Source organism: Caballeronia arationis, assembly GCF_001544975.2.
In the GTDB taxonomy this organism is placed as follows: domain Bacteria; phylum Pseudomonadota; class Gammaproteobacteria; order Burkholderiales; family Burkholderiaceae; genus Caballeronia; species Caballeronia arationis.
On sequence record NZ_FCOG02000154.1, the window covers coordinates 1 to 12,874 of the forward strand.

Genomic DNA, 12,874 nt, shown 5'->3' on the forward strand with positions numbered 1-12,874 from the left:
GGTGGACGGCGAGCGCCCGAGCATTCGGGCCATGGCCCGAATGCTCACATCCTGCAGTCGTAGGCTTGCGATGGCGATGCGTTCTTCAGGTTGAAGCTGCTGGTATGAAGTAGTTTTGTCGGGCATTGCAACACCTTATACGAGATAAGTGTTGCACCTCGCTTTTGATAGCGCCCTTCTATTCATGGTCCGCTGTGTTTCTCGACGCCGTGGAACGACAAAGCACACCCCGGCGGGCCACATTCATACTCGCGCGGCGAACAGTTCGACCTGCACTTGCGAGACTTGCAGTGGCGGGAGGATGGCAAATGATTGACGTAGGAATCTAAAACTGGTTAGGGCCTGAGACTCGACCGATAACGCCAAGTGTCGAGACCTTGTCTCTTATTTCTCGGCCGACCCGCCGATGGCACTAAATATTCTCCGTGCAGATCAATTGGAGGACGAAAGATAATTCTACCTCCGTCGTGACATTGCCGGCTGCGGGTAACGATGAAAGTCGTCTTCGGTCCGCTCGTTGGCCGGCGATGGCGATGTTTGCCGACGACTCGCTCAGTTGTTACAAGCGCGTCATCCGACCCAAACCCGCCTTATCATAATGTGATGTAAAATTGATAATACAAGGTCGTGGCGGAGAAATCGGGCACCCCTTCAAAACGGCGAAACGAGGCGCTATCTAGGATGTGTCGGGCCACGACGACAACCTTGGGTCGATTCCCCTGCGTGAGCGATGAATGGGATCCACCCTCAATGGAGTCATCGTGATGATAACCTTCCAATCCTCTGCGTCCCCTGACGTAGTTATGCTCAAGAATCTCGCACAATATCTCCTTAGCCTCATGGGGAAGCGACTCGGTGCACGTGGGGTAATTTTGCATGAAGAATTGCCGGACGCAATTGCGCGGCTAGAAACAGCGATCCAAGAAGACAGCGTCGAACGAACGACGCTCGACGCGTTGCATCATTCTCCCCAAGTAGTTTCGGATGCAGATCGCGGCGCGCTATCTCATCGCGCCTGGCCGCTTCTAGACATGATGCGAGCAGCGGACAAGCATGATGCCAATGTTATTTGGGGACTGTAGCGATCAACTTCGGTTGGACCAGCAAGCGCATTTCGGTCAGCGTGCGGACCTATGCGGCATGATCCTGCAGTCCGTACGCGTTCTCGACATCGGCTCCGCGGTTGACAGCGGGTGCCATCACAGGCGCTCAGGGAGCATCAGGAATCTCCGTGGGAAAAAGCGGACCGAGTTCTTGCTTGCATGAATAGCAACTGGGCGACCGGACCTAATTTATTCGCGCCTTTCATCAATAACACTGCGAAACCTGCGATTAGCAGTAAGGCGAGATCTCACCCGCCAAGTTCCGCGTAATTTCCCCTTGCCAATGTCCATGATGTTACGTCTGGCGCGTTCGCGGAATTTGGGTCCGCGCACCGCCCATCCGTCGGACGCCGAGCATCGCATGGAAGTCCCGCTGACGCAGTCCGCCCGCGAACCCAGTCGTCGGGCCCCGCCGACATAACCGTCCACGCGTGGCGCGTCAGAGCGCTAACCAAGTAGCTCAAGAAGTAAGGTCGTCACGTGAACATTGGCACCGCTTCGATAAGAACGAAACCAATCAGGGCCCCTATCGCCGCTCCCACCATCTTAGGATGCCACCGGTCAAGATGAAGGACGTTAAGCAAAGCGCCCACCAGGATGATTCCAAGCAGCGCAAATGCAACCAGCAGATAGCCAATCTCGAAATCGTTGTTGATGATCACGCTGCCGTTCCTCCAAGAGACACTTCGCCGCGGGGCGAAATTATGCGTTTGTCACCATCGGCGCTTCGTCGTAGCTTTCGGTGAATTCCGCCATCCGCGTATCGACCTTCGGGCAGCCAAGCCAAGTTCTAACTGAATTATATGTCATACAATGACATTTTTCGCGCTGAAATAAGGACTTTAGCTAAGGGTAAATCCCGAAAGTAGCGTCGCCGCCAAGGTATTCGCCGCCAAGGTATATCAATCCGCCGCGTTCTACTGTTGCGTTCCCGAGATTTCCGCCGACGCGCAACTGGTTTGACACGTGGGCGCCGGGCCGGTGCCTCGCATATCACCTTTTATGGGAAGGCTGGTTGGAACCAACGGAGCTTCCAAAGTCCCGTTCCATCGAAAGACAGCGACAATTCCAAAGAACGAGATGAGGAGCAGAACGATTCCTGCAGTCATAAGAGCCGTGTAGCCCTTGCGCTTGAGCGCGTTCAGGCGTGTTTGCCTCTGATACACTTCAAGGCCGCCATGCAGGCCATATTCTTTGTCGTACGATTGGTCAGTCTCGGGACCGCCACCCTGCTTCTCCTGTCGCACTAAACGCCCTCCTTCTCAGCGCGGTTCTGTGTTGTGGTGAAAGCCATCTGGTCATTGCGTGACCCCATGCTTCGTCGCGCTTCGCTCCTAACCTAGTTGAAGTGAATCTGGAAGCCGCGTCAAGATCTAATCGCGCGCGCCGACAGCTTTTTTCACAACGTGCGCGATGGTTAAGCCTTGCACAAGGATAGACCACACTACTACGGTATAGGTGAGCGCGAGAACCACGTTGCGCGCGTCTCCTGCAGGAATCGACAATGCAAGTGCAACGGAAATTCCCCCGCGCAGTCCACCCCAAGTCAGTACCTTCCACGAACCCGCAGGCAAGTGGACGAGGTGGCTCATCGCGGCGATTGGCAGACCCACCGTCATTAGCCTTGCCGATAAGGCTACCACGGTTGCACCAAGGCCCCCAAGCAAGATGCGCCCGGGAAATGCGATAAGTAGCACCTCCATGCCGACAAGTACGAAAAGCACCGCATTCAATATCTCATCGATGAGTTCCCAGAACATGTCCACGTACCGGCGCGTGGTATCCGACATGGCGTGTTCTCGACCCCGGTTTCCGATCATTACCCCCGCGCTGACCATCGCCAATGGACCGGAAATATGTAAGTGACTGGCGAGCGCGTATCCGCCAATCACTGCAGCTAACGTGAGCAATACTTCGACCTGGTATTGATCGACGCTCCTGAGAAGCCGAAACAGCCCATACCCGAGCGCCCAGCCGAATGCGAGCCCACCACCTGCCTCACGTAAGAGAACAAAAAGGCCTGTCCCGAGTGACGGAACGACACCGCTCTTCGCCATGGCCAGCAGCAATGAAAAGAGCACGACGCCGACGCCGTCGTTAAAGAGAGACTCGCCCGTTATCACGACTTCAAGACTTTTGGGTGCACCGGCGGACTTGAGGATCCCAATGACGGCAACCGGATCCGTTGGCGAGATTAAGGCGCCAAATAAAAGGCAATACGACACCGGCAGACCGATACCGAGGAGCGGCAGAAGCAGCCACATCGCGACGCCCACAATTAGCGTCGACGCCATAGTGCTGAGCACCGCGAGCGCAACGATCTGCCGCCGATACGCCGTCAGCTTTGCCATGTCAACGTGCATCGCCCCCGCGAACAGGAGAAGTGACAACATGCCTTGCAGCAGCACCTCACTGAAATCGATCGAACGGACCAGCGACTCTTCGGCGAGTCGTAGGTCGTGCGCGATACCGAGTGCGTCAAGGCCGATAAGCGCGAGCGATAGACCCAGCGCGGTTACCATCACCCCAATCGTGGTGGGCAAGCCCACGAAACGGTGATTTACGTAGGCGAGGATCGCGGTAACAACGAGACAGATCGCGATGACGTCCAGCAACTGGCAGCTCCTGTGAGACAGCAAGGTGACTCGCCCTCAGACGGACCAGCGAATGAATCAATCGACAAAAAGCCGGATTGCGCCGCCCCTACAGCGCGTCTGGTCGCGCCTCTAAAAAAGGACGGGGGCCGACCTAACGTCCGGCCGCGGCCGAGGATCGTCGCAGCGGCCAAGCATGGTCAGGTTGTCGGCTCTTTGCCTCCTGCCGGCTGGTCCGGCGCGACGTTGAGCAGATACATCGTTTCGGCCGCGATACGAGCGAACGGTGGGCTCGCCACGGCTCCGCCAAAATGCGATCCGCGGCGCGGATGGTCAATCGATACTGCGACAATCACCCGCGGCCTACCAGCCGGGATGATGCCGACAAATGAAGCACGGTATTGGCGGCGGTCATAGCCCTTCGCTGTCCACTGATAGGCTGTCCCAGTTTTGCCGGCTACCGAGTATCCAGGCACGGCCGCCTGAGGCGCCGTGCCGTCACGGGAGACAACACTTTGCATCATCTTGCGTACCTCAGATGCAACGTGCGCCGAATAGACTCGTCGGCTCTTCACTCTCTTTCCCTGCAGGGACAAAATTGACGCGGGCACGAACTGGCCATCATTGGCAAAGGTGGTATAAGCTTGAGCGAGTTGTAGCAGGGAAGCCGAGAGACCATAGCCATAGGACATCGTTGCCTGTTCGATGCGTCGCCAATGCTGGTAGGGCCGCACCCTTCCCACCGCTGCTCCGGGGAGTCCGGCGCGCGGTGCACGGCCAAGCCCAAGCGCGCGGAAGTTATTCCACATATCCGCTGGCTTTAACAGTAGCGCGATCTTTGTCGTACCTACATTGCTCGATTTCTGCACTACGCCCGACACCGTCAGCGTACCAAAATCCTTGTCATCATGAATCGTCACCCCGTCAAGCCGCAGGCGTCCGCCTTCGGTCGAGACGATTGAAGTCGGACTGACTTGATGCGTCTGCAAAGCGAGCGCGATTGTCAGCGGCTTCATGACTGAGCCCGGTTCGAACACGTCAGTGACCGCACGATTGCGCATCACCATCCCAGTGCGCGCGCCGCGAATGTTCGGATCATAGCTTGGAAAATTGGTCATCGCGAGAATCTCGCCTGTATGCGCATCGAGCACGATTGCGGAACCTGAGCGGGCGTCGGCCTTCTCGACCGCCGCTCGCAGTTCTTTGAATGCGGCATGCTGAATCCGCCGATCGATCGCCAGGGTGACGTCTCGCCCCTCACGCGGCGGCACCGCCGCAAGCGTTTCGATGACCTGTCCACGTGCGTTGCGCAACACCCGCCGGCTCCCATCAGCCCCGCTCAGATCCCCATTTTTTACTTTTTCGACACCCTCCTGACCGGCGCCATCGACACCTGCGAAGCCAATGACGTGTGCAGCCGAGTCGCCTTCAGGGTAGGAGCGTCGATAGTCGTTTTGAGACAATAAACCGGGAACAGACAACTGCATCGCCCGAAGCGCCACATCCGTGGGTACCTGACGTTTCAGATACGCAAACGCCCGGTGATCGGCAAACGGCTTTTCGATCTCGCTTGCCGGCGTGTCAAGCAGTTTCGCAAGCGCGCCCGCTTGCTGTGACGAGATTCGAACCGACGCGTCGGACGCGTCGATCCAAAGGGTCCGAGCCGGGAGGTTCAAAGCAAGCGGATGACCATTTCGATCCAAAATCCGCCCACGCGAGGCGTGCATCGGAAGCTCACGAACTTGCCGGAGTGCACCTTGCCGACGATAGAAGGCGTCGTTGACGGTTTGAATCCAAAAGGCCCGGCCAGCGAGCAGGAGGAAAGCCGCGCTAAAGCTCGCACCCACGACGAGCGAGCGCCACCTGGGAAGCTGAGGGAATTCAACGCTATTACGAGAAAAACTTAGGTACTTCAGAGGGAATCGCATCGACGACTTATAGAAAAATTACACTCATTCGGCGATGGCGGCGATTACGTCGCTGGCGTTCGGCCGTGGCTAAATCGTCGCGAACCCTCCACACAGACGGCACCATCGAACGCCACCAACCTCGACCCAACCTACACAGAGGATTCGGAGTGAACCTCTCGCTCCCCCGGTGTCAGACTTCGTGAACGCATAGACTCGGATCGCCGGGTCGTCCCATCTCTCTGCGCCGGTTCGCCGACTACGTGCAACGTACGAGTCGGGAAGGCAAACTCCACGCCCCTGTCGGCAAGGGCTGCCATTAAGTCGAGGTTGATATTTTGCTGGATGTCCATGTAGATGTTGTAACCTGGCTCGGTCACGTAGTACACGACTTCGAAGTCTAGCGAGCTTTCCCCGAACTGCTTAAAGTGCGCTCGATCGAAGCGGGTGTTGCCCGCCGATTCAACGGCCTGTTTCACGATTCGTGGTATCTCGCGCAACTGCTCAGGACGCGCATCGTAGGTCACGCCGAACCCAAAAAGAATACGCCGCTCAGACATGCGCTTGTAATTGTGAATCGTATTCTTTAGCAATTCGGTGTTACTGCATACAATCTCCTCCCCGCTCAGGCTGCGAATGCGTGTGGTCTTCAAGCCGATATGCTCGATGCTTCCGGCGACATCGCCGAACACGATGAAATCGCCAATCTCGAAGGTTTGTCGAGCCCGATCGCGAGCGACGCGAACAAATCGCTCAGGATGCTCTGGACCGCTAGAGCGACCGCCACGCCCCCAACGCCAAGGCTAGCCACGAAGGCGGTGATATTTACGCCCATGTTGGCCAGCACGGCCAGCAGCAGCACCGACCAGAGCAGTGCCCGTAACATCCATGACATCATGGTCGTGATGACCGGGTTGTGCGCGGTGGCTGCCGCACTCTCCAGTCGTCCAGTCGTCCAAATCGTCACCCCGCGATTAATCCAAAGCGCAAGTTGAAAACCAATAACCAGAAACCACAGGTGACTGATTCGGCTGTCCCATTTGTCAGGCACCTCAAGAAACTGCGCTCCCACCAAGAGAGCTGCCATCACGACCGTCAGACGGTGCGTGCGTTTGAGTACCTGCACGGCCATGTCGTCGGACCGTGTTGCAGTGCGGCCTGCCAATGCGTCGAGTCGCGCCACGACGAATTTCAGCGCGCTTACGAAGACCATATAGCTGACTAACGCCGCGATGCCGCCGTACAACCATTCAGTCGCAGGAATGCCCAGGAAAGCGTTGAGATCAAGCCAATTCTTCATCTAAATTTCCTCACCTAGCAACAAGTCCTCAATTAGGTTACAACCATTTACATCTGTCTGTACCTCTTGCCGCTCGATAGTTCCCGACAAAAACCTACGAATTCAGCTAGAAAGCTAGGTCAACAGGAACGGAGATTGCACCCCGAAACCGCATGGAACGCTTTGCACGCCTGTATCTCCTGCTATCGCTTGCCACCGGGGCGGCAGTGTTAGTGGATATCTTTGCGCTGCGAAGGCGACAGGCGATGAAGATCATGGAGGCCGTATGGCCCCTCACCATGCTCTACTGGGGACCAGTGGGGGCGATCTTTATATCTGGTTTGGACTCGCCCCTTCGTCGGTCGAGCCGAATAACACGCCACCCGAAAAGCCGATGTGGCAAGCGACCTTCAGTGGCGCGACCCATTGCGGGGCCGGTTGTGCGCTTGGAGATTTCCTCGGAGACTGGATAGCGTTTGCTTTAAGCTTTACGCTGTTTGGCTCGGAACTCGCGGCGAAGATCTTATTAGGGTTTGTGCTCGCCTACGCATTTGGTATCCTGTTTCAGTACTGGTCGGTCGCCCCGATGCGCGGTCTGCGCCTGCGCGACGGGCTCGTCACCGCCGCGAAGATCGACACGCTGTCTCTGGTCGCTTACGAGGTTGGCATGTTCGCATGGATGGCGCTCCGAACGGCGATTATCCCGACCTCCAGCCGACGGATTGGTCATACTGGCTGATGATGCAAGTCGCGATGGTCGTCGGCTTCTTCACTACGTATCCAGTCAATTGGTGGCTGATCCGAAAGGGCATCAAGGAGAAAATGTGATTCCTGAGGCCGTCAAGATGAAATTCTTCGTCGTCCGACCGGCATCAAGCGGTCTAGTCGGGGATTTGTCCGACCCGCGACGCCAAAATGCGTAACACCTGTTTGTCCTCGTCGAGCACCAACGCTAACTCTGCTCTCTTGAGCGCAAGGACGGCATGCCGGACGGAAGAAGCTGCGTATCCCAACTCGTCATTTTGGCAGAGTAAAGCAAGCGCTTTTTGAAGGCGCATGCCCACCTCGACCAACGCAGCACCGTCGCGCGCAATCGGGCCAAAGAAGTCGTCAAAAAGATCGTCCAGTTGCAAGCCAGGCACGAACACCCTTCTGCAGTTCGGCTCGATCTCTTCTTCCGTCTCTATGCGCGTCCCCCAAAGCGAAAGGACCCGCACGCCTCGGCCGATTACCTCAATCGCCGTCCCTGGATCGTTGACGGCCGGCGACAAGGCACGTGAGGCGATTTCGGCCAGTACGGAGAGGCCGAAGCGCGGGTCCTGCTCGAAGGAACGCCGCACACCAATCGAGAAGGCCACTCGAAGTGCTTCATCACCCGATTCGTCGATACCTTCGACGCGCGCCAGCACAGTGTTGTGATCGACGAAGCTTCCCGGCAGAACTTGCAAGTAAAGTGCACTGTTCGACTCGGTGGTCAGTTTTCCAAGCGCGGGCATATCAACATGTTCGACATAGCCCACCGCGGTCGCCCTCACCGCCCGCGCGGCCGGCGGTATATCGGTGAGCGGGCTTCCGCCAAGATACGGGTGCTTCAGGCGCTCGGTAAGCGCCTCGGTGGCGGCCGCTTCGACTCGATCGGTCGTTTCGCTCAGCCGGCCGAGGCGCGCCAGGTGATCGATCCACCGCAGCAGCGTATACACAATCAGGACGATCACTCCAATTGTCACGGCGAACATCACGACTCGTCCGTTGTTGCCATACAAGCCTGTACTGAGGGCGATAATGCCGACGAGGCTGAAGAGGAACGAGCCGATAAACGTCGCGAGGACGTTCTGAGTCGTCGCGTCCTCCACCAGAAGGGGCGTCGCGCGTGGCGTGACGTTGCTCGTCGCCGAGCCGTACGCCGTCACCATGATGTTCAGTGAGAAAGTGGTCGCGGCCAACATACTTGATGCAATGATGCCGAGAATGTTATCGACTGCGTCGGCACCCACGCGCGCGGATAAATGGTCTGGGATATATTGTTTGAGCGCCAGGCCGAGCAACGCTGTGGCGACCCCCAGCAGCGAAAAGAGTCCCGCTCGAAACCACAGACGCTTGCTGATTCTTCTCAGAAGCCATTGCCATCGTGCGATCATCAAGACCTCGTGTAGGAAGTGCACGGCGTCCCGCGCAGGCGACAAAACGTGAGGCAAGGTCCGTTCCACACTGCGTTGAGCACTGAACTGACCCTGAACACGTATACTCTCGGCTTTTCTGCTAGCTTCTGGTCGGAGATGTTCAATGCGGCTGCTTTCCTTGATCGACAAACGGACATTACGGCACGGGCGCCGGTTATGGCTTCACTATGGCGTATTTTGGCTGGGTGCCATCGCGGTCGGTCTGATTGCAGTCCTGTATGCCCAGCTGATCGACTTTGGGTATAGCCTCTTCCTTTTTTATGTCAATCAGTTCCCGTGGCTCCCCTTGCTGGTCACGCCGACGGTCAGCGCCGCCTGCGTATGGATCACAATGCGATTTTTCCCGGGCGCAGAAGGCAGCGGTATACCACAGGTGATCGCGACACTACACGGATCAACAACCGTGCTTGGTGAACGCTTACTGACCTTGCGGATTCTGGTCGGCAAGATCGCTGTTTCCTTCCTTGCGATTCTCGGTGGCTTTACCATCGGCCGCGAGGGACCCACGATCCAGGTGGGTGCCGCACTTATGTTCAACTTGCGCGTTTTCTATCCACAAAGGTTCCGCTCAATCGCCGGTGCCCAGCTTGAGCGTCGTCTGGCGCTCGCGGGCGCAGCGGCGGGTCTCTCTGCTGCGTTTAATGCGCCACTGGCCGGTGTAGTGTTCGCAATAGAGGAGCTGACACGGAGCTTTGAACAGCGCGCAAGCGGCGTTCTTATCACGGCCATCATTTTCGCTGGTATTGTCGCGCTCGGCGTCAGCGGCAACTACACCTATTTTGGCACGATCGATGTTGGCACACGCTTCCCCGATGACTTGGCTCTCGCCGTTGTACTGACTGGAATGATTGCAGGAGTGGCGGGAGGCATCTTTTGCTGGCTCTTGCTTAACACCAAGCGCTGGATGCCGACCATAGTCGTTCGACTGCGAGCGCGATCGCCGATCGTGTTCGGAGCCCTATGTGGCTTGGCTGTTGGATTTATCGGATACGTTTCGGGCGGTCATACGTTTGGAAGCGGGTACACAGAAGCGCGCGGGATGCTCGAAGGCCACGTGCATCTCACGGCCTTGTACCCCCTGCTCAAATTAGCTTCGATGATCGGGTCATACCTTCCCGGGGTCCCAGGAGGAATTTTCGCCCCTTCCCTATCCATTGGCGCGGGTATTGGCAACGCGCTCCATCTGCTATTCTCGCAGATGCAGTTGCCCATGCTCATTGCTCTGGGTATGGTGGGCTATCTGGCCGCCGTCACCCAAAGCCCGATTACCGCCTTTGTCATCGTGATGGAGATGATCAATGGACATGCGCTGGTCATTTCTCTGATGGCGACCGCTCTGATCGCCAGTCGTATATCCCGGCTCTTTGCACCCCCGCTATACGAAGCCCTCGCTCAGCGCTACGGCCACCTCGCCATCTCCAAGCCTAAGTCTTAGAACAATAGAATGTCAGGGCATTCGGCGATTGTCCCGCTTGCTCAAGTCCGCCGACTTCAGCAAGTCCGCCTGCGGGCTGCATCGCGCGATGCGCGTCGGAAATGAGCAAGCGCACTCGACATCGCCCTTCCCACCTCCCACCTCATTGCTATTCGTAACAGGATGCCCCACATCGTTGAAGTATCAGCTCTAGTTATATTTTGTCTAGCACTTGCCCACACGTTTGCGGGCAAGCGGATTGAGTCGTTAGCCGCCCGGCACCCTCGCCACGCCGGGCTGTTTCATTTCCTTGGCGAAGTCGAGGTAGTGTTCGGGTTCTGGGCATTGATATTGTGCTTTGTCATATGGGCCGTCTCTGGTAGTGGTGCGGCGGTTTCGTACCTTGAGACACGAAAGTTCACCGAGCCACTGTTTGTATTTGTGATCATGGTCGTCGCCGCCAGTGGTCCGATTCTTGAGTTGGCGACACAGATCGTGCACCGAGTCTCAGTCGTTTTGCCGGTTCGAAGCGACGTGGCATCGGTCTGGCTCTCTCTCAGCGCAGTCCCGCTTCTCGGCTCACTCATAACCGAGCCCGCCGCGATGACCTTGGCGGCGCTGCTACTCCGTGATCGTTTCTTCACGACGTCAGTCGAGGAGAAATGGAAATATGGTGCCTTGGCTGTGTTGTTCGTGAACGTCTCGATCGGTGGTACGCTGACCGCTTATGCTGCCCCACCGGTCCTGATGGTCGCGTCGACCTGGGGCTGGAACACGGCATATATGGCCAGAACGTTCGGCTGGAAGGCCGTGCTCGCCGTGCTCGTGAACGCCACTGTCCTCGTAGCCTTGATCGCGCGGCGCATCCAAGCACTGAGTAGCGATGGAGGTAGCGTACCGCAGCGCAGTATCATCCCCTTCAGCGTGATGCTCGTGCACGTTGGTTTCTTGATCGCGATCGTGCTAAACGCACATCACGCAGTCGTGTTCATTGGCGTCTTCCTATTCTTTTTGGGATTCACTCAAGCATACGAAGGATATCAATCGCCGCTGCTGCTTCGCGAAAGTTTGCTGGTCGGTTTTTTTCTAGGCGGCTTGGTTGTTTTGGGTGGTCTGCAGCAATGGTGGCTCCAGCCGACCGTCCGAGCGATGGACGCACACGCGCTATACATCGGCTCGACGGGACTGACAGCGATTATGGACAACGCAGCGATTACGTACCTAGGCTCGCTTATCGAAGGTCTCTCGCCGGAAGCGAAGTATCTGCTCGTTGCGGGTGCCGTTACGGGAGGTGGGCTCACCGTTATCGCCAATGCACCAAACCCTGCTGGGCTCGCGATCGTCCGTAGAGGCTTTTCCGATGAGGCAGTGAGTCCGTTGTGGCTGTTCGTCGCAGCGATCCCGCCGACAGCCACGGCTTGTCTGGCATTCTTGCTGCTTTGACGTGACAAATCAATGGCATTGGCATTCGGACCACTCGCTCCACTCGCACACCTGTCGCGACGGTGATCTCGGCAATCGCTCGCCGAACACGGTACGGCTCGGATTCGCTTGCGGAATCGATTTCCCACGGGACACTCAACTGACATTGCGAAACTTGTATCGAGCGCGACTCACGCATCGTCTTTAATGACTACGCCGGGTGGATGCGATGTTTTGGTGCCACGTCTTCATTTAGCTTGATCGCATGACGAGATGCTTAAAGGGCCCACAATGGTCCCCAATGGTTCGGGGATTGTCCAGTGCATTCCGTTCTCCCGAAACAGCGAGGCTTGGGTAAGCCCATTGAAGATTAGGAGATACCTCTTCGTGCTGCCCATCGGCCTCCAGAATGCCTCATAACCGTTTCGATAGCGACCTATCTCGAGGCGACCGAACGTGCGCTGTCCATCCGTTCGAAAGAAGGAAATCGATTCACCATCAGCGAGCCGGAAGGCACCACTACGGAAGGTCCCAACTTGATCGCCCGATAGGTGCATGCCGCGTCCGATGAGTGTGCCACAGCCGCCTTGCGCGGCACCCAAATCAACCGGCGCCGCGCTAGCAAATGCGCATGCGCCGAACATAAACGCTGCGATTTGTCGCGATATTTTGTTTAACACAGAAGTTTATCCGAAAGGCCGTCCGAGCCTGACGTATTGCCAACGAACCCGAAGACTATTTCAAACAAGCGACCGAAATCGCGATCGAACTTGATCCGAAGGATGAAGGAACACGAACACACGCTTGTGCTGCTACATTGGCTCCTTGCCAGCCTGACGTGGTTCAAGCGCCTCGTCAGCGGCATACAATGCCCTTTCCCCTGGGCCTTAAATTTTTCGGATCGTCGGGGGAATCTATGGGTGAATTATTGTGCGCGGCTAGCCAAGTGAAGCTCGATTCCGATACTGATAGAGC

10 protein-coding genes and 1 pseudogene are annotated in these 12,874 nt (G+C 57.0%); 5 read left to right on the plus strand and 6 right to left on the minus strand.

Translation table 11 applies throughout. From position 1 onward, the window contains the following. Window positions 1-126: helix-turn-helix domain-containing protein (locus AWB81_RS36330; RefSeq protein ID WP_144444288.1), on the minus strand; the 126-nt coding region annotated here is incomplete at its 3' end. A 635-nt stretch (window positions 127-761) separates the two neighbouring features. Here AWB81_RS36330 and AWB81_RS36335 point away from each other — a divergent pair. After that, window positions 762-1,082 carry a DUF1840 domain-containing protein gene (locus AWB81_RS36335; protein WP_062642658.1) on the plus strand — a complete coding sequence of 107 codons (321 nt, stop codon included), beginning with the start codon at window positions 762-764 and terminating at the stop codon, window positions 1,080-1,082. Between the two features lie 497 nt (window positions 1,083-1,579). Here AWB81_RS36335 and AWB81_RS36340 read toward each other — a convergent pair whose 3' ends face one another. From AWB81_RS36340 to AWB81_RS36360, 4 genes and pseudogenes are all read right to left on the minus strand, one after another. Then, window positions 1,580-1,765: a hypothetical protein gene (locus tag AWB81_RS36340; protein WP_062642648.1), complete on the minus strand. Its 186-nt coding sequence runs from the start codon at window positions 1,763-1,765 to the stop codon at window positions 1,580-1,582. Window positions 1,766-2,476: 711 nt separating this feature from the next. After that, the gene (locus AWB81_RS36350; RefSeq protein WP_062642652.1) at window positions 2,477-3,718 is read right to left on the minus strand and encodes a cation:proton antiporter; all 1,242 of its coding nucleotides are present in this window, start codon (window positions 3,716-3,718) and stop codon (window positions 2,477-2,479) included. Between the two features lie 179 nt (window positions 3,719-3,897). Next, a complete protein-coding gene (locus tag AWB81_RS36355; RefSeq protein WP_087135433.1) occupies window positions 3,898-5,625 on the minus strand; it encodes a peptidoglycan D,D-transpeptidase FtsI family protein in 1,728 nt (575 codons plus the stop codon). A 131-nt stretch (window positions 5,626-5,756) separates the two neighbouring features. After that, a pseudogene (locus AWB81_RS36360) lies at window positions 5,757-6,904 on the minus strand (mechanosensitive ion channel family protein). Between the two features lie 265 nt (window positions 6,905-7,169). On the opposite strand from AWB81_RS36360, the gene AWB81_RS36365 reads away from it, so the two are divergent. Both AWB81_RS36365 and AWB81_RS48435 read left to right on the plus strand, forming a co-directional pair. Beyond that, window positions 7,170-7,622, plus strand: a complete 453-nt coding sequence (locus AWB81_RS36365) for a DUF4396 domain-containing protein (protein ID WP_268811792.1) — start codon at window positions 7,170-7,172, stop codon at window positions 7,620-7,622. Window positions 7,623-7,636: 14 nt separating this feature from the next. After that, window positions 7,637-7,711, plus strand: a complete 75-nt coding sequence (locus AWB81_RS48435; RefSeq protein WP_268811793.1) for a DUF4396 domain-containing protein — start codon at window positions 7,637-7,639, stop codon at window positions 7,709-7,711. A gap of 53 nt (window positions 7,712-7,764) precedes the next feature. Here the strand turns inward: AWB81_RS48435 and AWB81_RS36370 are convergent, their stop codons facing one another. Further along, the gene (locus tag AWB81_RS36370; RefSeq protein ID WP_062642662.1) at window positions 7,765-9,021 is read right to left on the minus strand and encodes a DUF2254 domain-containing protein; all 1,257 of its coding nucleotides are present in this window, start codon (window positions 9,019-9,021) and stop codon (window positions 7,765-7,767) included. Window positions 9,022-9,166: 145 nt separating this feature from the next. Between AWB81_RS36370 and AWB81_RS36375 the strand changes: the two genes are divergently transcribed. Both AWB81_RS36375 and AWB81_RS36380 read left to right on the plus strand, forming a co-directional pair. Next, complete coding sequence (locus AWB81_RS36375; protein WP_062642654.1) at window positions 9,167-10,498, plus strand: chloride channel protein; 1,332 nt, start codon at window positions 9,167-9,169, stop codon at window positions 10,496-10,498. Between the two features lie 162 nt (window positions 10,499-10,660). Further along, window positions 10,661-11,920 (plus strand): putative Na+/H+ antiporter, encoded by a 1,260-nt coding sequence (locus tag AWB81_RS36380; RefSeq protein WP_062642656.1) that lies wholly within the window; start codon window positions 10,661-10,663, stop codon window positions 11,918-11,920. Window positions 11,921-12,874 lie beyond the last annotated feature (954 nt).

What these genes read in the sequence shown, in the direction of transcription:
- AWB81_RS36355 (WP_087135433.1), bottom strand. Translation starts at nt 5,625, where the DNA reads ATGCGATTCCCTCTGAAGTACCTAAGTTTTTCTCGTAATAGCGTTGAA.
- AWB81_RS36365 (WP_268811792.1), top strand. Translation starts at nt 7,170, where the DNA reads ATGGCCCCTCACCATGCTCTACTGGGGACCAGTGGGGGCGATCTTTAT.
- AWB81_RS36370 (WP_062642662.1), bottom strand. Translation starts at nt 9,021, where the DNA reads ATGATCGCACGATGGCAATGGCTTCTGAGAAGAATCAGCAAGCGTCTG.
- AWB81_RS36375 (WP_062642654.1), top strand. Translation starts at nt 9,167, where the DNA reads ATGCGGCTGCTTTCCTTGATCGACAAACGGACATTACGGCACGGGCGC.
- AWB81_RS36380 (WP_062642656.1), top strand. Translation starts at nt 10,661, where the DNA reads ATGCCCCACATCGTTGAAGTATCAGCTCTAGTTATATTTTGTCTAGCA.